Origin of the sequence: Bifidobacterium saguinibicoloris (assembly GCF_019331725.1) — a bacterium.
Lineage (GTDB): Bacteria > Actinomycetota > Actinomycetes > Actinomycetales > Bifidobacteriaceae > Bifidobacterium > Bifidobacterium saguinibicoloris.
Window position 1 is genome coordinate 1 of record NZ_JAHBBF010000002.1, and the last position, 23466, is coordinate 23466.

Genomic DNA, 23466 nt, shown 5'->3' on the forward strand with positions numbered 1-23466 from the left:
CATAATTGCTCTGGTTGCCCGAGAACGACAGGTTGTACGCGTACATGTTCGGCGTGTAGTACGTCGTGATCGCGTTGCCCGGCACCATGTTCTGCAGGATCGAGGGCTCGTTGAACAACTGGAACGAGCCGATGATCGAGAAGATCACCGTGATCGCCAGGCTGCCCTTCAACTCCGGCAGCTTGATGCTCTTCACGATCTGCCACTCCGACGCGCCATCGATGCTGGCCGCCTCATACAGGGAATGCGGGATCGTCGACAACGACGAATAGAAGATCAGCATGTTGTAGCCCGTGAACTCCCACGTGTTGATGTTCCCGATCGACGCCAACAGCACGTTCGGGGCGAACATATCCAAATGAGTGCCCAACGCGCCGTTCAACGAGCCCACCAGACCATACTTCGCGCCATACACGAAACCCCAGATCAACGTGGACACCACCGCCGGCACCGCATACGGCAGGAACGTCGAGATACGGAAGAACTTCGTGCCATGCAGCTTCATCGAATCCAACGCCAACGCCATCGCCGCCGCCAGGAACAACATGATCGGCACCTGCACCACCGTGAACAACGCCACACGACCCACCGACGACCAGAACTGCTGATCACCCAACAACCTGGCGTAGTTCTCCACACCAACGAACCGCGTACCACCGATCATCTGCTTCTTGAAAAACGAGATATAGACCGCGTACACGATCGGGATGATGAACACGAACACGAACACCACCGCGAACGGCCACATGAACTTCCAACCACGCCAATCCGCCTTATGCCTATTCTCACGGGCAACGGCGGTGTGCCGGTCCGCTTGTGCGGGCAGGACGCCCATGGGGGCCGTTCCTGCGGTCGCTGTCTGTGCTGACATGATGGTTCTCACTTTCTGGAGGCCGGTCCCGTCATGTCGTTCACGGAGCCGGGGTAGTTGATGATGGCGGCGGGAACCGTCGCCGGGCATGACGAGGCGGGGACACCCCTTTGGGGAGCATCCCCGCCTTCGGGTTGTGGAACGTGCCGGCGTTGTCGGCGGTACGGGAAGGAGGACGACCGGAGGGAGAGGAAGGAAGGTGTGTTGGCCCTCCGGTCGCATACCGTGCCGATTGAAGCGGGCGCCGGCCCGTCACGCGGTTACTTCACGGTGACGGTGTAGCCCTGCTGTTCGCCCTGCTCGGCAAGCTTCTTGCCGTAGTTGGTCAGGGCCTGCTCGAGGGTGATCTCCTTGGTGTAGGCCTTGGAGACCTCATCACCGTAGGCGGACTGCGCGAACGGGTTGTACGGCAGGTACTGGAACTTCTCAGTCGGACGCTGGGCCGCTTCGGAGAGGACCTTGTTGACGTTCTGGCCGCCGAAGTAGTCGTTGGTCTTCTTGTTGCCCTCGGTGGTCGGGTCGGTGAAGGAATCGGACTGGAGGATCTTCTTCAGGGACGGGAAGGTACCGGTGTCGGCCATCTCCTGGGCGCCATCGCCGTGGGTCATGTACTCGACGAACTTGTAGGCGGCGGCCTGGTTCTTGGAGAGCTTGACGACGGAGAGCGCGGAACCGCCATCCTCGGCGGAGACCTCCTGGCCCTCCTCCCACTGCGGCAGCTGCGCCACGCGCCAGTTGCCGGCCTGGTCGGGGGCACCGGTCATGAGGTTGATCGGCATCCAGGCGCCGATGGTCAGGGAGGCGAGCGTGCCGTCGTTGAGCTCACGGTTCCAGTCGTCGGACCAGTTCGGGGTCTTGGTGTCGACGAGGTCCTCGTCGATGAGCTTCTGGACGAACTTGATGTAGCGCTGCATGCCCGCGTCCTTGGTCATGTTGATGGTGATCTTCTCGCCATCGACCTTCCACGGCTTGGCACCGGCCTGCCAGATCTGCGCGGTGAACGGCTGATAGTCGCCGGAGGTGCCGGCGAGGTTGGTGATGTAGGAGCCGGTGGCGCGGATCTTCTTGGCGGCCTCGTAGTAGTCGTCCCAGGTCTTGATGGACTCGCCGTCCACGCCGGCCTTGTCGAACACGGCCTTGTTGTAGAAGAACATCTCCGGGCCGGAATCGATCGGCAGCGCGTACGGCTTGCTGTTGTACTGGAGCTTGTTCCACGGACCGGCGGCGAAATCGTCCGCGAGCTTGTCGGCGCCGAACTCGGAGAGGTCGACGAGTCCGTCGGTGACGGCGAACTGGGTGACGGTCGGGTCCTCGAGCATGACGACGTCCGGGGCGCCGTTGCCGGCGGCGATCGCGTTGGAGAGAGCCGTGGAGGTCTTCTCGGCAGTGCCGGTGTTGTTGAACTTGACGGTGATGCCGGGGTTGGCCTTTTCGAATCCGGAGATGATCTTCTTCATCGAGTTGCCGGAGTCCCATCCCCAGAACACGAGTTCGGCCTTGTCGGCGTCGCCCTTGTTCGCGTCGGCGCCGTTGCTGGAGCCGCAGGCGGCGAGGCCGACGAGGGTGGCTACGGCCGCGGTGGCCGCCACGATCTTCTTGATGTTGCGCATGATGTGTTCTCCTCCGTGAACCTCGGGCCTCCGCCCCGCCGCCGTCCGTCGCGCTTCCGTGCGCTCCGGTGCCGGTGCGGCCGATGTCCTTGGCTGACTTCTTTGTGTTTGTCCGGGTGTCTGCTGTGGTACACCCGTGTACCAACAACTCCTATGATACAACCGTGTACCAATTTGTCAAAACAACGCGACACGCCCGGATTTCCAAGGATTTCGCAGCTTTTCCCACATTCGTCACCACATAGGAATCGACATGCATCATCGAAAAACGACAACCATGAACCTCGTCCCCACCATGCGGAACGCCCATACCCAGGCCCCTCCCCCGATACGACGATGTCCGGCGCACCAGCCTGAGCCGGTTCGCCGGACATCGTTCACCGCATCGCCCCGATCACCGCCGGAGCACGTCATCCAACGGCGCCTGATACACGGGCACCAGGTCGACCCGCTGCAGAGCACCCGTCAACCGCTCGACACGTTCCATGCGCGCGGCCATCGCCGATTCCACATCGACGGTGACGCCCTCCTTCACCGGGGTGATGGTCAGCACCATGCGCCCGCCATGCCGCGCCAGGATCCGCGCATGCTCGCGCAACCCGACCTCCCAGACGTCGCCGTTGGAGAAGTCGTCATCCACCAGCGTTCCGCCGCACCACAGCCATCCGACGTCGCCGGCATAACGGATGCGCAGACGCGCATCGACGACGTCCCCTGCACCTTCCGCATCATCGGAACCCATCAGCGCATCCACCACCCCTTCGGGCAGCGTGACCGCATACCGGGTGTCGGACAGACGCTCCACGGTCGGAGCGGCGTCCGCCGCAAGCCCGCCCCGCGAGAACCGGAGGACGGAGGAACGCGTCACGCCGTCGGCCGAACACACGCACGCCCCCACCTCCGGTTTCACGGATTCGACCACAAGACGTCCGTCGGACGCGAATACCGCCGCGGCATCGTTGGCGATGGTGCCGTCCCGCATGTCGCGGAACGCGTCGGCGTCGACGAACACCAGCCTGCCATCGCCGTCCACGCTCATCGCCTCGGCGTACGCACGCGACAGGCAGACGACGTCGACCGCCCCATCCCCCTCACGGACCGTGAAGCGGTCGATGTCGCGATCCGGCGGCACGACATGCGTCAGCCCGTCCGCGAAACGGAACCAACAGCGGTCCATGCCCTCGGGACGCAGGAACACGGCGGTCCGACGGCCCGCGACGGCCTCGTCGACGACGGTGACCGGCTGCGCGGTGGCGGCGATCAACGTGACGCCACCCAAGTCGAGGTTGAACGGCAGGATGCAGTTCTCCCCCGAAGCGAGGCCGACGCCGTCGAAACGGATCATGCGTCCCGAAGCGAGCGTCACCTCGATGGTCTCGCCGTGCTTGGCCGGCGCATCGGCGTGATCCTGGAAGTTGCAGATGAACACGAAGCCGCGTTCGCCGTCCGAGCGGACGCACCAGCGCAGCGGTTCCACGTCCTTCGGGACGATGCCGCGCTGGTCGTCCGGCACCACCGTCTGCAGCGGGCAGAGTCGCTCGCCGAACGCGGCGGCGAACCGGTGCAGCGGTTTGAGCCGTCGATACGATTCGCGCGTCTGTCCATACGACCCCAGCGCGGCCTGGAAGTCGTAGGAGATCTTCGTCGTCTGGCTTTCGTTGAGGTACACGCCGTCGCCGATCGGGTTCGTACCGCCGTGGAACAGGTAGTAGCCGAGGAAGTTGCAGCCGGAAGCCATCTTGATGTTGGCCATCGCGTCCACGGACCGCATCGGCAGCACGAACCGGTACCGGTAGGAGCTGAACATGCCGCCGCCCATCTCGCAGCAGGCGTAGGGCTTCTCGCCCGGCTCGTAGGCGGGATCGAACTCCTCGTTGCGCGGGCAATCCGCCGCGTTGAAATCACGGTACAGGTATTCGTCGGTCACCGGATGCTCACCGGGGCCGGCGTAGAACAGCCACGGCCGGTACGGGTATCCTCCCCACAACGGCAGCACGTCGTCCGGCACCGCCGCGCCGCCCCACGCGGTGGCGGTGAAGAACGGCACCGCCACGCCCTCGTCGAGGGCGATGCGGCGCAGCGCGTCGATGTAGGCGACGCCGTCATGCCCTCCGGGAACCCACTCGTCGGAGGTACCGGTGGTCATCTCCCACGGCGCGGACGAATGCATGTACTCGTTGTCGAGCTGCGCGGCGATGACCGGGCCGCCGTCCTTGAAATACAGCCCCTCGAGCTGACCTGCGATGTGCCGGTACCAGTCCCGCACCCGTTCCAGGAATCCCGGATCCAGGGAACGCACCTCATACGGCTCGCCGTACAGCCAGTCGGGCAGACCGCCGTTGCGCGCCTCGCCGTGCACGAACGGACCGATGCGGACGATCACCTTCAGCCCGTGGCTCGCGCAGAGTTCGACGAACCGGCGCAGGTCGCGGCGTCCGGTGAAGTCCCATACGCCCTCGTGCTCCTCATGGTGGTTCCAGAACGCGTAGGTGGATACGACGTTGACGCCGCCGGCCGCCATCTTGGCGAGTTCGGCGTCCCATCCGGCGGGGTCCAGACGAGAATACTGGCATTCGCCGCTCACCACATACCACGGCCTGCCGTTGAGGGTCATGTACCGGTTGGTGAATCCGATGACGTCACCGTCGGGAGCGGTGGCATACCTCGGATCCACGATGGGGAATGCGGAGATCCGTGTGCCGGTGGCGCCGCGGAGATCGCAGGTATGGATGGATTCGGACATGATGATCACACTTTCCTTGTCGTCGTGCTCGTTGCTGCCTGTCATCGCACGGACCGCTCGCCGGCCTGTGCATGCCGTGCCATACAACCCAGGGCGGGCGCCCTCGTCGGATGACGAAGACGCCCGCCCTGGGGATTCGGTCGGACACCGGCCGGCGTCCGGCCGACCGGTGCCCGACCGGAGTTCTGTCGCCCGGCGCGGAACCGATCAGCGCGTCGACCGGCGCCTGCGCCAGACCATCAGGACGAAACCTGCCATGGCCGACAGCCCGCATGCGGCGGCCACGAGCGCGACCGTGGCACCGGTGCGCGACAGTTCCTTCGTCCCGTCGGTCTTGTGCTTCGGGCCGGCGGTGACAGCGCCGCCGGAACCCTCACCCGCGGAGCCGTTACCGGAACCATCCTCGGAACCGGGCTTCTGCGTGTCCGTGCCCGGACCGGGCGTCGGGTCCGGCGTCGGCTCGGGATCGGGGTCCGGATCGGGCGTCGGCGTGGTGGAGGCCAGCGCGTCGAGCGCCTCGTTCACCAGCGTGGTGGCCTTGGCGATCGATTCGGAGGTGGCGGCGGATCCGGCCGCGACGACCTTGGCGATCTCGACCGCCTCGTCGAGCTTGGTGAGCGATTCGGCGGTGTATCCGTCACGGTCGATGCCTTCGGCCTTGGTGATGGCGGCGTTCAGGCCGTCCATGCCTTCCGGCTTCGAGGCTTGGGTGAGGGTGAAGTCGTCGATGGTGCCGTACAGGCCGCCGGCGAGCGCGGCGTCGAGGGTGACGGTCACGGTGCCGGATTCGCCCACGACGATGTTCGTCACGGTGGCGGTGGAGTCGAGTTCGGTGTTGATGGCGGTCATCGGATTGCTGTAGTCCTTGCCGTCGGCGCTGGCCTTGAGGGTCATGGCGTCCGTGTCCGACATGTCGGTGCCGCGCACGGTGGCGGTGAGCTGGTAGGTGCCGGGCTTGAGTCCGGTCACGGTCTGCGTGGCGCTGAACTTGGCGCCCGCGCCGCCGTCCTTGCCGGACCAGTAGTACAGGCCGTAGCTGCCGTCGGAGGAGTTGCCGCTCTTCTTGCGGAGGAATTGGGCGTCCGCCTCGGAGGACGGGTCGAGCGTGACGGCCCACTTGGTCATGTCGTCGTCCTCGAAGCTCGGGTTGGCGAGATGGTTGGTGGGGGTCACGGTCACGACGGCCTTCGCGGTATGGCCGGATGCGGTGACACCGGTCACGGTGAACGTTCCGGAGCCTTGCGCCCAGTCCAGCGACTTGCGCCAGGTCACGTTCTCCTGCTCGTCCTTGCCGTCCTTGTAGGTGAGGGTGACCTGCTGGGGCAGGGTGACGGGTTCGCCTTCGGCGACGGTGATGTTCGTGTCCTCGACGCCGAGGAACGTGTGCGGCGCCGCGGCGCCGGTGCGGATGTAGTTGAATGCCTGGAGGGATCCGAGCGCGTTGCCTTTGGCGTCGAACAGGGCCATGTTGTCCCATCCGGAGCCGTCGGTGGTGCCGGCCCAGCCGCCGGACTTGTAGTAGCCCTTGGCGTATTCGCTGATCCAGCCGGAGCCGTACTTGCGCCACTTCTCGCGGTTGGCTTCGATCTGTTCCGGGGTGTCGGCCGGGCCGACGGCGATCCATGCGGGCTCCCAGTAGAAGAAGCCGAGGCCGTCGTCGTGTCCGTCGCCGTCGTTGTCGCCGATGCCGTTGACGGCGGCGGCGACGTCGTGGATGTTGTCGGCCTGGCCTTGGGCGCTCACCGGGTAGGCCTTGAGCTTGTCGGCGTTGTGGGGGCCGTAGTTGTTCTTGTAGCCGTCGGTGTCCGCGATCTGGTAGGGCCAGGCGGTTTCGGCGATCATGACGTCCTTGTGGTGGGTCTTGGCCACGGTCTTGAGCACGTTCGCCACCTGCGCGATGGTGGTGGAGCCCCAGGCGTAGAAGGACATGGCGAAGACGTCGTAGTCGATGCCCTGCTGTTCGAAGTTGTCCGCCCAGGAGGCCTTGGCCTTCTGGTTGAAGTGCAGCGCGACCTTAGTGGTGTGCTCGCCGTTGGCGTCGGTTTCGGGGTAGACCTCGCGGACGGCCTGGCTGCCGGCCTTGTAGATCTTGGCCATGTTGTCCGCGCCGGAGATGCCGGTGATCTTGTTGTTGGATTCGTTGCCGACCTGCACCATGCCGACGTCCACGCCGGCGGCCTTGAACTTCTCCAGGGACTCCTTGGTGAAGTCGTGCACGGCCTGGGCCATCTTGTCCGGTTCGGAGACGTACTGCTTCCACGCCTTCGGCGCGGGCTGGCCGTCGGGCCAGAAGTCGGAGTAGTGGAAGTCCACGAGGACCTTCATGCCGGCGGCGGTGGCGCGCTTGCCGATCTGGATGGCGCGGTTGACGTCCACGTTGCCGGCGCCGTAGCCGTTGCCGTCCGCGTCGAACGGGTCGTTCCACACGCGCACGCGGGCGTAGTTGACGCCGGCATTGCGCAGTATCGTCACCGCATCCTGCGTCTGTCCCTGCGGGTTGCGGTAGGTGACCCCGCTTTCCTCCTCGCTGAGCAGCGAGGAGAAGTCCGCGCCCGCGATGAAGTCGGATCCGAGTCCTTCGACCTTCTCGACGTTCACTTCGCCTTCCGGCACCGCGTCGGCCGCGAAGGCCGGGAGCGCCGTGCCGGTGAACGCCATCGCCGCCGCGACGGCGGCGCCCAGGGCGCGTCCCCATCCCGTGCGCCGTTGCCGGTTCGCTGTCCGTTGTGTCATTGTTCCTCCGTTCCATTCCTTCCGCCTAGATGCACCGGTGTATCTATCGCGGTACAATCAATCACACACGCATCGACGCCACCACACACGCACCATCACACCGCAAAAGAGACAACAATGACCAAGAAAGCGACAAACGCCGCATCGGCGCATACGGCGCCGACGATCATCCATCCAGTGGAGCAGGGCGTCATCCCGGAGGAATCGACGCTGCTCATCACATCGCCCGGCACCGACGCCAGCCGCACGCTGCTCTACCCGCTGCGCATCGGACGGTTCGCCTACCGTCCGGGGTTCCGCCTCGAACGCCAACGCTTCGACAGCTTCCTGCTCGGCGTGGTCACGGAGGGCACGCTGCACGCGACCATCTGGGCGGACGACGTCCCCCACCACTACGACGTCGCCCCGGGCCACGTCTTCCTCTTCGACACCTACCTCCACCACGAGGGACGGGCGGACACGCTCACCCGCACCAGCATGATCCACTTCGACGGGGCGCCGGCCCGCACCTACTACGAACGCATCACCGCATCCTCCGGCAACGTGTTCCCCATCGACAACCCCGCCGCGTTGGAGAACGCCATCGACGGACTGCTCGACGCGTACTCGAGCGGCTCCGGGAGCATCGACCTCATCGGCGCACGCGTCCTCACCGACCTGCTCACCGACCTGGCCATACGCCGGACACCCGGCGAGAGCGACGCCCTGTCCGCCGTGCGCGAGACGCTCACGTTCCTCGCCGAGCATTACGCCGAGGACGTCACCGTCGACGCGCTCGCCCGCCGCGCCATGATGAGCTCGAGACAGTATCTGCGTAAATTCAAGGCGCTGACCGGCACCACCCCGTACGCCAAGCTCACCGGCATCCGCATGGACCATGCGCGGGAGCTCCTCACCCGCACGACGCAGCCCGTACGGCAGATCGCGAAAAGCGTCGGATACCCCAATCCGAACGCCTTCACCACCGCGTTCAAGAAGAGCGTCGGCATGACGCCGGCACGATACCGAAGCACCGAAGGCATCCTGGATGGCAGTGCGCAGCCGCTTCCATGACCCGGCGGCGTCGGACCGCCGCCACCCGGCACCCACCCGGCATCCACCCGGTCGTCGCCCACACCGCACGGGCCGTATCGAATTCGGCAGCCGTGCGTGAAATACGCAATGACGAAACAACCTCTCCCCGCTAGTATGGGCGGTAATCCCCCATCGCTGTGTTTTTGAGAGGAAGAGCATATGGCGGGTCTGTTTCATGCTGTCTCGAAACAGCAGAACCCCCTGGGAACCGCGATCCAGATGAACGGCTCCGGCCGTTACACCTTCGGTCTGGCGCTCAGCGCCGGCCTCGCCGGCCTGCTGTACGGCTACGACACCGTATCCATCTCCGGCGCCATCGACTTCCTCCGCATGCGATACTCGCTGAGCACCACCATGGAGGGCCTCGTCATCTCCTCCATCATCATCGGCGCCGTGGCGGGCGCGGCGAGCGCCGGCTTCCTCTCCGACAGGTACGGCAGGAAGCGCATCCTCATGCTGGGCGGCATGTTCTTCCTCGTGGCCGCGCTGTGGAGCGCGTTCACGTACGGACCGTACGACCTCATCACCGCACGCGTCGTCGGCGGCTACGGCATCGGCCTGACCGCGGCGCTGGCCGTCACCTACATCACCGAATCGGCCCCCACCGGCATCCGCGGCACGCTGGCCTTCTCCTACCAGCTGCTGGCCGTGTGCGGCATCTTCATGACGAACGTCATCAACTACATCATCGCCTCCTACGGATCGTTCTTCTGGGACATCGGCTTCGGCTGGCGCTGGATGCTCGGGCTCGGCGCCGTGCCCGCGGCCATCTTCCTCGCCGCCATGTGGCATGCGCCGGAAAGCCCCCGCTTCCTCATCCAGAACGGCCATCCCGAGCAGGGCTTCGCCATCCTCGAGCAGATCATGGGCACGGAGAAGGCGCGCGTGCGCACCGACGACATCCAGGCGTCCGTGCAGCTCGAGAAGGAGATGTCCAACGAGTTCACCGACCTGTTCCGCCCGGGCCTACGGAAGGCGCTCGTCATCGGCGTCTTCCTCGCCGTGTTCAACCAGGCCATCGGCATGAACGCGATTTCCTACTACGGCCCGGTCATGTTCTCCCGCATGGGGTTCGGCGGCGACACCGAGTTCCTGGCCTCCGCGTGCGTGGGCGGCGTGGAGCTGGTCTTCACCGTGGTGGGCCTCTATCTCATCGACTCCGTGGGCCGCAAGAAGCTCCTGGAGTACGGCTCGATGCTCATGTTCCTGTTCGCCATGGGCATCGCCGGCTCGTACTTCTCCGGTCGTTCACTGCTCACGCTCGTGTTCGTCATGCTGTTCACCTCCGCGTTCGCCATCTCCATGGGCCCGATCCCGTGGATCGTCATCCCGGAGCTGTTCCCCACGTTCCTGCGCGGCCGCGCCACCGGCCTGTGCGTGATGTGCCTGCTGGTCACCAACGGTCTCATCGCCCAGTTCACGCCGCTGATGATCGACCGGCTCGGCGGGGGCGTCACGTTCCTCATCTTCGGCGTCATCGACCTCCTGTGCCTCATCGGCGTGCTCATCCTCGTACCGGAGACGATGGGACGCACGCTCGAGGAGATCGACCACCTGTGGCAGCCGCGCACCCCGCTGGCCGCCGCCAAGTACACGCTGAGCTCCGCGGACGCGAACATCCGCCATGCGGAGGCGACGCTGGCCCGCGTGGAGAACGAACGCCTGCAGGCCATGGGCATCATGGAGGCCGCGGAACGGTCGCGCATCAGCGCGCAGAAGACCATCTTCGCCATCGAGGCGGAGGAACGCGAGCAGGCGGAGCGTCTGTCCGCCGCGCGCCGCGCCGAGGACGCGCGCCGGGCCGCGCACACGGTGGTGGACGACACCACCTCGCAGCCGGCGCCGTACCCGGAGTCCACGGCCCTGCACCGTGCGACGCGCGCCGTGCACGACAGCGCCGGCGTGGACCTGTCCAGGTACGGCGACGACCAGGACACGCTGCTGTCCGGCCCCATCCTGTTCGGCCGGCGGGATGACGCGCAGACCGTCACGCCGGCGTCGGCCACGCCATCCGCCGCACCGGCCGTTCCGGCGCCCGCATCCGTCCAGTCCGCGGCGATGCCGCCCGTCCCCATGCCAGATGCCGGCACCCGCTCCGCGGACGGCGACGCCGCCCCGGTTCCCGCGCCGCCCGCGGAGGATTGGCCCGACGACGGCCGCGTGCCGGACCTGTCGGGTCTGCCCGACATGCCGGTGCCGTCCTCGCGCAGGACGCGCACAATCCCCGATTCGGCGATGCCGACGATTCCGTTGCCCGTATCCGTACGCCGTCCGGCGATGTCGGCCGCGGCGAGCGCCGCGGAGGATGCGCGCGAGGCCAAGGCCATCGACGACGCGTTGGACACGCTCGACGCGCTCATCAAGGACTGACAGGCACCGATTCGCCCATCCCGGCGGCCCTGCGCTTGTACCTGCCGGCCGCCGTACGGCCGCCATATATGTGAAACGCCCCGACGCATCAGCGTCGGGGCGTTTCACGTCCGTGACCGGAAACGTCCGTCACATGTGGACGACGGCATCGGCGATGCGCATCGCGGATTCGCGGTGCGAGACGAGGACGACGGCCTTGGGCGTGGATCCGGCGGCGTCCGCCGTCCCCTCGTCATTCCCTCCCATCGCCAGGTCGCGGATCGACCGGAGGATGACGGCCTCGTTCAACGCGTCGAGACGGCTCGTCGGCTCGTCGAAGAGGACGAGGTCGGCGTCGCGCAGGAACACGCGCGCCAAGCCGATGCGCTGGCGTTCGCCTTCGGACAGGCGGTCGCCGAGCTCGCCGACGGCCGTGTCGAGGCCGTCCGGCAGCGATTCGACGAAGTCGAGGACGGACGCCTTGCGGCAGGCCTCACTCAACGTCGCGTCGAGCGTTTCGGCCGACGTGGACGCGATGCGCTCCTCCGGCAGGGCGATGAGCAGGTTCTCGCGGATGGTGCCGTCGAACAGGTGCGTCTCCTGGCCCATGAGCGCCTGCACGCGGCGGCGGTGATGCGCGTCCACTGCGGGCAGCGGCGTGCCGGACAGGAGCACGGTGCCGGAACGCGGATCCCAGTAACGCATGAGCAGTTTGAGCATGGTGGACTTGCCGCGGCCGGACGGCCCCTGCACGCCGAGGATGCCGGCGCGCGGCACGTCGAGCGTGACGTCCTCGAGCACCGGGCGCGACGCGGGCGGGACGGCGACGGCATCGGACGCGTCGCCGGCCTTTCCATCGGACGCGTCGGCTGCCGTCTCCCCGTCGGACGCTCCCCCGTCGTACGCGAACGTGACGTGGTCCAGTCGCATGCCCTCGTAGGCGGGCGTGGCGGTGCCGGTCTCGGTGACGGCCGGCGTCTCGTCCATGAGCGCGAACAGGCGGCGAGCAGAGGCGAACGTCTGCGTGAGGTTCGCGGGCAGTGCGCTCAGCGCGAGCGTCGGACCGAACGAGCTGGCAAACAGCACGAACCCGGTCACCAGTGCGGGCGAGGACGCCGGGGTGGCCGCGGCGAGCGCGAGCGTCACGCCGGCGGCGGCCGCGGTCAGGGCGAACACGAGCAGGCCGCCGATGCCGGCGAACCGGCCGTTCACGCGGCTCAGCCGCGCGTGTTCGCGCCACAGTCGCTTCGTACGGTCCACGATGGCACCCACGCGGTCCTCACCGCGGCCGAAGCGGATGATCTCGTCGAGGCCGCGCATATCGTCGAGCATCACGTCGTCCAGTTCGGACGCCTGACGGCGGATGGACGGACCCAGATTGTGCACGCCGGTGGCGAAGAAGCGCGGCACGACCACGCCGATCACGAGGTGCGCCACGACGAGCGCCAGCGCCATCCACGGGCTGACGGCGAGCAGGACGAGCGCGTACGCCACGGAGGTGACGAGGGCGATGACCACCGGGCTGATGGTGTGCGCGAAGAAGATCTCGAGCAGTTCCACGTCGGTGGTGAGCATGGCGATGAGGTCGCCCTTGCCGTGTCCGGCGAGCTTCGCGGGGGCGAGCCGGCGCAGCGCGGCGAACGCCTTCGAACGGAACAGGGCCAGCAGGTGGAACGCCACGTTGTGGTTGAGGTACTGCTCCACGTAGCGCATGAGACCGCGCAGCACGGCGCAGACGACCATCGCGGCGACAGCCGCGGGCGCGCCGATGCCCCACACCGGGTTGCCGGCGAGCGCGAACGCGGCGGCCATGCCAAACACCGGCAGGAACGTGGCGGACAGGTGGCCGAGGGTGCCGGCCACGCAGGCGGCGGTCATGAGGTGCGCGAGTGGTTTCGCCTCGCCGAGGAGACGCGCGATGAGCTGCGGCGTGGACATGCGGTGTGCGGCGATTGTTTCAGCAGTTCCAGCGGATGCGGCGGTCTCCCCCGCCGTGTCCGATGCCGCGGTACCGGCCGATTCTGCCGTTGCGACGGTTCCGGTGACTGCGACGGGTTCCGTCGCGGCGGTTCCGTCGAGCGCCTCGATGCCGGCCTGGGTGCGGAAGAGTTCGGCGTAGCGTCCGTCCGCCTGCATGAGCGTGTCGTGCGTGCCGGTCTCGACGGTCTCGCCGTGGTCGAACACGACGATACGGTCCGCTCCCCGCGCGTTGGCCATGCGGTGGGTGATCATGACGACGGTCTTGCCGCCCACGGCCGCGAGGTCGCGGATGGCGGCGAGGATGAGCTCCTCGCTTTCGACGTCGACGCTGCTCGTCGCCTCGTCGAACACGATGACGGGCGCGTCGTGCAGCAGCGCGCGGGCGATGGCGATGCGCTGGCGCTGGCCGCCGGACAGGTTGGCGGCGTCCTGTTCGATGGGCATGTCGAGGCCGGCGGGTTGCGTGCGCACGAAGTCGGCGATGCGCGCCTGTTCGAGGGCGTGCCAGAGGCGGGGGTCGACGACGTCGGGCGTGGAATCGGACGCGACGTCGGACGAATCGTGGACAGGCAGCGCCATCATGAGATTGTCGCGCAGGGTGCCGGCGAACAGGTGACTGCGGGCGCCGATCACGGTGACCGCGCGGGCGAGGGCCTCGCCGGAAAGCGCGGAGACGTCCACGCCGTCGATGGTGACGGAGCCGGCGTATCCGGCGATTGAGCCGGAGAGCAGCGCGGCGGCCGTGGACTTGCCGGAGCCGGAGACGCCCACGACCGCGGTGACCTGACCCGGCAGGGCCTCGAACGTGACGTCGCGCAGCGCGGGGGCGTGCGTCGCGGCGTCGGACACCCTGGACGAATCGGACACATCGGACGAGGATGCATCGGACGCATCGTCGTACGCGAACCGGACGTGCTCGAACCGGACGGGCGGCGCGGCGTCGCCGGCCGGCAGCGTCGCTGTGCCGCGCGCCGGCACGGGCGTGTCGAGCAGCGCGAAGATGCGCTTCGTGGAGGTCATGCCGTTCATCGCCACGTGGAAGAACGAGCCGAGCTGGCGCAGCGGGATGAAGAAATCGGCCGACAGCAGCACGATGAGCATGAGGCCGCTCAACGTGAGCGGATACCCGAACCCGTACGGGAACACGTACTGGAGCAGGTAGGCGACGTAGGCGAGCGGACCGTGCGCGCCGGCCGCGAGGTCGGCGAACGACCATGCCGAGCCGGAGGCGAACGCGCCGTCGGAGCCGGCGTAGCGCCACAGGGCCACGCCGATACCGGCCGCGGTGCCGCCGTACGCCACCAGGTCCATGGCGGACAGGGACCGCAGCTGGATCTGCAGCACGCGCATCGTCATCACGCGGAAGTTCTCGGCCTTCTCGTCCATGTCGCGCGCGGCGCGGCCGTCCGCGTCGAACGCCTTGAGCGTCTCCAGACCCTGCATGTCGTCGAGGAACGCGGCGCCCATGTCCGTGTAGCGGCCCCAATAGCGTTTGAACACGCGGGCGGCGCTCATCGCCACCATGCCCACCACGAGCACGATGAGCGGCGCGCAGACGAGCATCGTGACGGCCGTGGGCAGGTCGAGCGGCGCGAGCACGGCGAACAGGGTGAGCGGCGCGAGCACCGCATAGAACAGCTGCGGCAGGAACAGTTCGAAGAAGCTCTGGATCTGCTCGATGCCCTCACCGGCGGACTGCACCACGTCGGCGGTGCGCACATGCTGCGCGTAGGAGGGGCCGAAGTCCAGCATCTTGCGGTAGAGGCGTTCGCGCAGGGCGAGCTTGACGCGTTCGGAGGCCTCGGTGCCGAGGCGCGCGGCGAGCGTGGTCATGCCGTAGCGCAGCAGCGCGCAGCAGAGCATCATGAGCGCGTAGAACATGAGGTCGCCGGGCATGGGCGTGAGCTGCACGTCGAAATCGAACAGGTTCGTGGGACAGTCGGCCGGGGAGGCGGCGTCGCAGGCGAACATGTGGGGGTCGGCGGCCGTGAGCAGGTTGGCGAACAGGGCCACCAGCGCGATCATGAAGCCGATGTTCGCAAGCAACCCCACCCACAGGCAGGCCACCTTGCCCGCCACGAGCCGGCCGATGCCGGGCGCCATCCGGAACAGTCGTTTGTCGAACATGTCTCCCCTTCCCTAGCGTGCGGAACCCGTCCAACCGTAGCGGAAAGACGGGGTACGCGCCAGAGGTCTTCGCCGCGGGAAGAGGCGGGGACGTGCGGCCGGTCAGAGGGCGACGGCGCGGGCGGCGTCGAGGAGCTCACCCGAATAGCCGGCGAGCGGCGCGTGGAAGAACAGGTCGGCCGGCCCGTTGGCGACGATCTCGCCGTGACGCATCACGGCCACCTCGTCGCACAGCGCATTGACGACGCCGAGGTCGTGGGTGATGAGCATGAGGCTGAGCCGCCGCCTGCGGCGCAGGCCGTCGAGCAGGTCGAGGATGTCGCGTTGGACGGACACGTCGAGCGCGCTGGTCGGTTCGTCCGCGACGAGCACGTCCGGTTCGACGGCGAGCGCCCGGGCGATGGCGATGCGCTGGCGTTGCCCGCCGGAGAACGCGTGGGGGCGGCGGGCGAGGATCCCGTCGAGGTCGGCGCGCTCCCCCATTCCCACCATGCGCAGCAGCTCACGGCATCGTGCGTCGACGGCCTCGCGCGTGGGATGGGTGCCGAGCGTGCCGTGCAGGAGCATGCCTTCGGCGAGGATGCGCCGGATGGTGTGGCTCGGGTTGAGCGAGGAATCCGGGTTCTGGAACACCATCTGGATGCGTCGGCGTTGTGCGCGGGTGCGGCGGATGGGCGCGAGCGGCACGCCGTCGAGCAGGGTCTCGCCGGCGTGCGGCGTGATGAGTCCGGCGGCGACGCGAGCGAGCGTGGATTTGCCGGCGCCCGATTCGCCGACGACGCCGAGCGCGCCGCCTTTCGGCAGCGTCAGCGACACGTCGTCGACAGCGGTGAAGCCGCCGTATGTCACGGTCACGTGACGCAGGTCGAGGATCGGGGTGGGGTCGTCGGTCATCGCGTCTCCTCCTTCCCGTCGTCATCGGCGTTTTCGCCGTCCGTCCGGCCGGCGTCCGCCGCACCGGGGATGGGGAGGATCGCGTCGATGAGGCGCTTCGTGTAGTCGTCGTGCGGTTCGGCGAGGATGCGGGCGGTCGGCCCGGTTTCGACGACGCGTCCGCGGCGCATGACGACGAGCCGGTCGCACAGGTGCGCGGCGACGCCGAGGTTGTGGGTGACGAACAGCATGGTGAGGCCGAGCCGTTCACGCAGTGAGGCGAGCAGGTCGAGGATCTGGCGTTGCACGGTCACGTCGAGCGCGGTGGTGGGTTCGTCGCACAGGAGGACGTCCGGCCGGCAGGCGAGCGCGATGGCGATGCCGACGCGTTGGCATTGGCCGCCGGACAGCTGCCCCGGGTATCGGTCGCGGTCGCGCAGCGATGCGGGCAGGCCGAGGGCGACGAGCAGGTCGGCGGCGGCACGGTAGGCCTCGCGGCGCGCGCGGAGGCCGGCGAACGGGAACGGTCGTCGGCCGGACGTCGGATCGGAGACGGATGCGGCGGCATCGGACGTTCCGTCTCCGAGGAGGGCGGACATGTCCGTCGTACCGTGGGCGCGCATGACCTCGGCGACCTGCCGCACGACGCCGCACAGCGGGTCGAGCGAGGCGACCGGATCCTGGAAGATCATCGCGAGGCGGGGTGCGGACGCGTCGGACGTCGCGGGAAACGCGACGGCCGCGGGGTCCGCGACGCGCACGCCTTCGGGCGGCAGCCCCATGACCGCGCGCAGCGTCAGGCTTTTGCCGGAACCGGATTCGCCGACGATGCCGACGGTCCCGCCGCGGGCGACGTCGAACGAGACGCCGTCGACAAGCGGAACGCCGGTCGCATCGGACAGGACGCGCAGATTCCGCACACGCACGAACGGCACGGGCGTCGGGCCGGACGGAACGGACGCGGCGGGTGACGAGAACACGGACGGCATGGTCGGATCGGACATCACGTCTCCCTTCTCACGTCGTTCAACCCGTCGCCGATGAGGGCGAGCGCGACGCCGACGAGAACGACGGCGCAGCCGGGCAGCGTCGACACCCACCAGCGGGTGGCGAGGAACGACTGGCCGTCGGCGATCATCGTGCCCCAGTCGGGCGTGGGCGGGGCGATGCCGAGACCCAGGTAGCCGAGCGTGACGATGGCGACGAGCAGCGCCACCATGTCGCTCATGAGCACGGTCACCGCCTGCGAGAGCACGTTCGGCAGCATCTGACGGGTGAGGATGGACAGGTCGGAGAAGCCCATGACGCGCGCGGACTCCACCCATTCGGCCCGGGCGAGCGAAGCGGTCGCGCCCTTGACGGTGCGCGCGAAGATGATCCAGCCCATGATGAGGAACGTGAGGAAGATGCCCTTCATGCCGGTGCCGGTCACGAACGCGACGACCGCGACGAGCAGGTAGAACGGGAACGCGATGAGCGCGTCGGACAGCAGCGTGATCGCGCGGTCCGGCCATCCGCCGTAGAAGCCGGCGACGAGGCCGGCGGCGGTGCCGATGACGAACGGCAGCGCCTCGACGCCCATCATGAGCATGAGGTCGATGCGCCCGGCGGCGGCGACGCGCGTGAGGATGTCGCGGCCGAGCTGGTCGGTGCCGAACGGATGGGCCAGGGAAGGTGCCTGAAGCATCGAGGCGATGTCCTCTGCGACGGGATCGTAGGGAGAAAGCACCAGGATGACGGCGACGGCGAGCACGATGAGCGCGAGCAGGACGAGGCCCGCGGCGAGCGTACGGGAGCGGCGCGGACGGGACGGACGGACGCCGGTGGCGGGACGGACGCCGGCGGAATCGGGGCTGGTGGGTTGGCCGTCGGAGGCGGGTTGGACGGGACGGATGCCGGCGGAATCGGGGTTCCTCATCGCGCGCCTCCTTCCCGCACGCGGTAGTCGATGAGCCCGCCGGCGAGCCGCACCAACGTGGAGACGAGGACGACGCCGAGCGCGCAGTACATCGCCACCGCCTGGATGAGCGGGAAATCGCGTGCGGTGATCGCGGCGAACAGCAATGAACCCACGCCTCTGAGGCCGAAGACCTGCTCCACGACGAGCGTGCCGCCAATGAGGAACGAAACCTTCATGCCATACAGCTGCAACGCGGGCAGAAGGGCGTTGCGCAGCACGTGACGGCGGATCGCACGGCGGGACAGGCCGGCCGCGCGCAGCGTCGTGACGAAGTCGGCGCCGAGCACCTCGAGGATGCGCGTGCGCAGCGACCGCACGATGAACGGGGTCTGGGCGAGCGCGATCGTAAGGCTCGGCAGGGCCATCGAATACAGCATGCCGTCGATGCCGGGCTGCGTGCCGCCGACCGGGAAGATCCGCAAGGTCACGGCGAAGACGAGCACGAACACGAGTCCCACCCAGAATTCCGGCATGCCGAGCGTGACGGTCGGCACGACGCGCACCAGCTGGTCGATCCAGGAACCCTTGTGCAGGGCGGCCGTCATGGCGAGCGGCAGGGAAATCGCGACGACGAGCACGGCCGAACAGCCGACGAGCCACAGCGAGACGGGAAGCCTGTCGAGGACGAGCGCACGCGACGAGACATGGTAGGCGATCGACTCGCCGGTGTCGCCGGTGGTGACGAGGGTCGTGACGAACGAGACGAACTGGCGTCCGATGGACTGGTCGAGGCCGAGACGATGACGCAGGTCCGCAATCTGCGCGGGGCTCGCCTTGAGACCGAGCACCATCTGCGCCGGGTCGCCGGGCACGAGACGGACGATGAGGAACACGCCGACGGTGACGAGCGCGAGCACGAGCACCGCGTGTACGACGACGCCGCCCAGCCATGTGGCGAGGGCGGCGCGGCGGTTGTGGGTCATGAGGGCCATTGTAGCGGCGGACCTGTCTGGCCGGTCCGGACTGTCCGGGCCGGCGGGGTGGGCCGGGCCGGCGGGCTGTCCGGGCTAGTGATCGGCCGGACCGGCGGGACTACTCGAACTTGACGTCCTGGAAGCGGACGGAATCGTTCGGCAGGACCTCGAGGCCGGTCACGTTCTTGCGCACGGCCTTGACGATGTCGGGCGAGTACAGCGGGATGTACGGGACCTCATCGGCGAGGGTCTGCTGGATGCTCTTGTAGAGCTCGGCACGCTTGTCGCCGTCGGGCGTGACCTGCGCCTGCTTGAGCTCCTTGGTGACCTCGTCGTTCGAATAGCTGGTCCAGTAGGACTTGCTGAAGCCGTCCGGATCGGCCTGGAAGTCGATGATCGAATCGGCGTCCGGATAGTCGGCCTGTGCGGAGTTGATCATGATCTGGTAGTCGAACGCCTTGAAGCGGGAACGGAACGTGGCCATGTCCACCGAATCGATGTCGAGCGTGACGTCGATCTTCGCGGCGGCGGACTGGAGCAGCTGCGCGGCCTGCTGGTAGGCGTTGTTGCCGGACGGCACGAGGATCTTCGCCTCGAAGCCCTTCGGGAACTTGGACTGCGCGAGCTCGTCCTTGGCCTTGGCCTGGTCGTTGTCCACCGGGGTGATGGAATCCTGCGTGCTGTACTTGATGGCCTTCGGCAGGACGGTCTTCGCGGTGGTCGCGTGGTCGAAGGCGACGGCCTTGGTCACGTCGTCGCGGTTGAGCGCGTAGGCGAGAGCACGGCGCACGTGGACGTCGGAGAAGTGCTCGTCGGCGGTGTTGAAGAAGAACGTGTGAGTCACCCAGCTGCCGGCGGTCTCCACCTTGGTGTCGGAGCCGTTCTCCAGCTCGTCGATGTTCTCCAGCGCGGGGCTTTCGATGCCGTCCACCTCACCGGTCTTCAGCTGGTTGACGGCCTGCGTGCCGTCCTCGACGACCTTGTAGACGAGCTTGGAGATGCCCGGCTTGCCCTTCTGCCAGTAGTTGTCGTTCTTCTTGAACGTGAGGTCGCCGGACTTGTCCCACTTGTCCACGACGAACGGGCCGGTGCCCACCGGGTTCTCGAAGAACGCCTTCTCGCTCTTGCCGCCGAAGTCCTTCGGCACGATGCCGTTGGAGAAGTTGGCGAGTTCGGCGAGCAGCGGCGTGTAGGCGCTGTTGAGCTTGATCTCGACGGTCTTCTTGTCCGGCGCCTCGACGGAGGCGATGTCGGCGGTGAGCGGCAGGGCCGCGTCCTTCTCCGCCTGATGCTGCTTGATGGAGAAGACGGCGTCGTCGGCGGTCACGTCGGTGCCGTCGGAGAACTTGAGGCCGTCGCGCAGCGTGAACGTGTAGGTCAGGCCGTCCTCGGAGACCTTGTGCGACTTGGCGAGCCAGTCGATGATCTTGCCGTCCTTGTCGAAGCTGACGAGCGGTTCGAAGACTTTGTCGATGGCGAACGCGTTGTTCGAGGTGATCTCGGTCCACAGGTTGAGCGAGGTCACGGCCGCGGAGCGCGCGTACGTGAACGTGGTCTGGCCGGAGACACCGTTCGCGGTGGACGTGGTGGAGCCGCCGGTCTGCGAGCATGCGGCGAGCGAGAACGCGAGCACGCCGGCCAATGCGGCCGAAAGCGCGCCCTTGAGTCCCTTCCTCAGGTTCTTCGTCTTCATTTCTGCTGTTCTTCCTCTTGCTTTTCGTGCGATGCGGCGCGCGCCGCGACGGGCGGCGGACGCCATGAATAAGCGCATCAATAGTAAACGCCCATGATGTTACGGTGCAATCGCGGCATCATAGGCGTTGGTTCTAGCGGGTTATCGGTCCCGGCGCCGAAGCGGGCGGACCGGGCGAACCGGGCGAACCGGTCAACGAACCAGGCGAGTCCCCGTCGTCCCGTCCGATTCTTACGTATCGGACGGAAACGGGGCGCGGATCACGGACGGAACGTCCGTTCCTGCAGAATCGGACGGAACAGGACGCACAAGCACTCTCAAACACCCGTTCCTACAGAATCGGACGCAACCGCACCCACCAACACGGTCCAAACGTCCGTTTCTATAGAATCGAGCGCAACAGGGCACACACGGCACTCCCAAACATCCGAACCTACAGAATCGGACGAAACCAGGCCTCTCGGAAGCCCACCAAACATCCGTTTCTACAGAATCGGACGAAACGGGGCACACGTACAGGCCCACTCCCGTCCGATTCTTAAGAATCGGACGAAACCGCACCCACCAACATAGTCCAAACGTCCGTTTCTATAGGAACGAGCGAAACCAGCCTCTCGGAAGCCCACCAAACATCCGAACCTATAGGAACGGACGAAACCGGACGCTCAGGAGCCCACCAAACGTCCGTTTCTATAGAAACGAGCGCAAGGAGGGGCGGAGGACGGGAAGGGCGGACCGGGACAGTCCCGGCGGACCGGTCAGCGGGACTTCTGCGCGGCGACGAGCGCCTCGGCGGCGGCCTTGGTGGCGATGGCGCGCTCCTTGGCGCGGCGGGCGCGGGCCAGCTCGGCCTCGGCGGCCTTGATGTCGGCCTCGGCCTGCTTGAGGTCGGCGGTGGCGCGCACGACCTCCATCTGCGCGTTGGACCGATCCTGCTTCGGCTTCCACAGCTCGGCGATCTCCTCGAGGGTCTTGTCCTTGGTCTCGGGCACGAAGGTGATGACGCCGAGGAAGCACAGGAGGTTGGTGCCGGCGAACACGAGGAACGTGCCCATGCCGCCGATGGAGCTGATGAGCATCGGGGTGAACTGGCCGATCGCCCAGTTGGTGCCCCACAGGAACACGGTGCAGATGCCGGTGGCGCGGCCGCGCAGGTAGGTCGGGAACAGCTCCGGGATCATGATCCACGGAATCGGACCCATCGAGAACGCGAACGCGGAGGTGAAGCACATCACGAAGATGAGCATGAGCAGCTGGTAGTTGTTCGCATACGCGAAGCTGATGCCGAGCGCGAACAGGACCATGAGGCCGGAGCCGACGGCCATGAGCTTCTTGCGGCCGGCGGTGTCGATGAGGTACATGCCCACCACGGTGAACACGAGCTCGATGCCGCCGACGAGCGAGGAGGCGAGGAACTCGGTGTTGCCGCCGAAGCCCATGTGGCTGAACATGACCGGTCCGTAGTAGGAGATGGCGTTCATGCCGATCGCCTGGTTGAAGATGGCCAGGAAGATGCCGATGAGCAGGGCCTTCCTCAGGCCGGGCTTGAACAGGTCGGAGAAGCTGGCGTTGGCCTTACGCTCCTCGGCGATCTGCAGCTGGATCTCCTCGACGTCGCGACGGGCCTTGTCGGAGCCGTTGATGCGCTCGAGGACCTTGTATCCCTCCTCGACGCGACCGGCCTGCACGAGGAATCGCGGCGACTCCGGGGACAGCCACAGCGCGGCCACGAAGATGGCGGCCGGGATGGCGCCGATGCCGAGCATCCAGCGCCAGCCGTTGGCGACGCCCCACGCGTGGGAGCCGGAGGAGGCGATGAAGTAGTTGATGACGTTCGTCAGGAAGATGCCCGAGATGGTGAGCAGCTGGTAGGCGGAGGTGAGCGCGCCGCGGATGTTGGTCGGCGCGGATTCGGTGATGTAGGTGACGGCGAGCGCCGCGGCCAGGCCGATGCCGACGCCTCCGATGACGCGGGCAAGGATCAGCGTGAACGGGCTGAACGTGAACGCGCTCCACAGGGCGGCGACGAAGAAGAACGCGCCGCCGAACATGAGGATCCTGCGGCGACCGTACTTGTCGGACAGGAAGCCGGAGAAGCCGGCGCCGATGACGCCGCCGATCATGATGGAGCTGATGACGAGGCCCTGCAGGGCGGGGCTCAGCGCGTACTTCTCCTGCAGGAAGTCGATGGCGCCGGAGATGGAGACGGTGTCGTAGCCGTAGAGCAGGCCGGCAAGGCCCGCGCTCAGCGCGAGGCCGACGATGTAGCGGCCGGAGCCGCGGCGCTGGTGCTCATCGGCCTCCACGACCGGCTCCACCGGCTCGGCCGGTTCGGCCGACTTGACGCCGGCCGCGCCGGCGGATGTCCTCAATGTTTCTACTGCTTGGTTCATGGCAGCGTCCTTACGTGTGCTCTTCCTCTGCTGTTCTTGGCGAAAGCGCTTTTTTCAGTGTTTGTTAACGCTAACGTTCATCCGCCGGAGCAGTATCGTAGCCATCGGGCGGGACCTGTCGGCGACACGCGCCGGATTCCGCCGCC

At 67.1% G+C, this 23466-nt stretch carries 13 protein-coding genes; 2 read left to right on the plus strand and 11 right to left on the minus strand.

The genetic code is table 11. The features are described 5' to 3' along the window. The 4 genes from KIH78_RS01875 to KIH78_RS01890 form a co-directional block, all read right to left on the minus strand. Positions 1–835: carbohydrate ABC transporter permease (locus KIH78_RS01875; RefSeq protein WP_219131007.1), on the minus strand; the 835-nt coding region annotated here is incomplete at its 3' end. A gap of 296 nt (positions 836–1131) precedes the next feature. Next, positions 1132–2481, minus strand: a complete 1350-nt coding sequence (locus KIH78_RS01880; RefSeq protein WP_214312050.1) for an ABC transporter substrate-binding protein — start codon at positions 2479–2481, stop codon at positions 1132–1134. Between the two features lie 394 nt (positions 2482–2875). Continuing rightward, positions 2876–5224: a beta-galactosidase gene (locus KIH78_RS01885; RefSeq protein ID WP_219131008.1), complete on the minus strand. Its 2349-nt coding sequence runs from the start codon at positions 5222–5224 to the stop codon at positions 2876–2878. 207 nt (positions 5225–5431) lie between these two features. Next, positions 5432–7957 (minus strand): glycosyl hydrolase 53 family protein, encoded by a 2526-nt coding sequence (locus tag KIH78_RS01890; protein WP_219131009.1) that lies wholly within the window; start codon positions 7955–7957, stop codon positions 5432–5434. 117 nt (positions 7958–8074) lie between these two features. On the opposite strand from KIH78_RS01890, the gene KIH78_RS01895 reads away from it, so the two are divergent. Beyond that, positions 8075–9010, plus strand: a complete 936-nt coding sequence (locus KIH78_RS01895) for an AraC family transcriptional regulator (protein ID WP_219131010.1) — start codon at positions 8075–8077, stop codon at positions 9008–9010. Positions 9011–9190: 180 nt separating this feature from the next. Then, a complete protein-coding gene (locus KIH78_RS01900; protein WP_219131011.1) occupies positions 9191–11401 on the plus strand; it encodes a sugar porter family MFS transporter in 2211 nt (736 codons plus the stop codon). Positions 11402–11530: 129 nt separating this feature from the next. Here the strand turns inward: KIH78_RS01900 and KIH78_RS01905 are convergent, their stop codons facing one another. From KIH78_RS01905 to KIH78_RS01935, 7 genes are all read right to left on the minus strand, one after another. After that, positions 11531–15487, minus strand: a complete 3957-nt coding sequence (locus KIH78_RS01905; protein ID WP_219131012.1) for a thiol reductant ABC exporter subunit CydD/CydC — start codon at positions 15485–15487, stop codon at positions 11531–11533. A gap of 102 nt (positions 15488–15589) precedes the next feature. After that, positions 15590–16381, minus strand: a complete 792-nt coding sequence (locus KIH78_RS01910; RefSeq protein ID WP_219131013.1) for an ABC transporter ATP-binding protein — start codon at positions 16379–16381, stop codon at positions 15590–15592. Then, positions 16378–17364: an ABC transporter ATP-binding protein gene (locus KIH78_RS01915; RefSeq protein WP_219131014.1), complete on the minus strand. Its 987-nt coding sequence runs from the start codon at positions 17362–17364 to the stop codon at positions 16378–16380. Before KIH78_RS01915 ends, KIH78_RS01910 begins: the two co-directional genes overlap by 4 nt. Next, on the minus strand, positions 17364–18278 hold the full coding sequence (locus KIH78_RS01920; RefSeq protein ID WP_219131015.1) for an ABC transporter permease: 915 nt from the start codon (positions 18276–18278) through the stop codon (positions 17364–17366). The genes KIH78_RS01915 and KIH78_RS01920 overlap by 1 nt, the downstream gene beginning before the upstream one ends. Beyond that, entirely contained in the window at positions 18275–19243 is a 969-nt protein-coding gene (locus tag KIH78_RS01925; protein WP_219131016.1) for an ABC transporter permease, read from the minus strand. The genes KIH78_RS01920 and KIH78_RS01925 overlap by 4 nt, the downstream gene beginning before the upstream one ends. Before the next feature lie 109 nt (positions 19244–19352). Then, a complete protein-coding gene (locus tag KIH78_RS01930) occupies positions 19353–20927 on the minus strand; it encodes an ABC transporter substrate-binding protein (protein WP_219131017.1) in 1575 nt (524 codons plus the stop codon). Positions 20928–21685: 758 nt separating this feature from the next. Then, positions 21686–23320, minus strand: coding sequence for a sugar porter family MFS transporter (locus KIH78_RS01935; RefSeq protein WP_214312017.1), 1635 nt, complete (start codon positions 23318–23320; stop codon positions 21686–21688). Positions 23321–23466 lie beyond the last annotated feature (146 nt).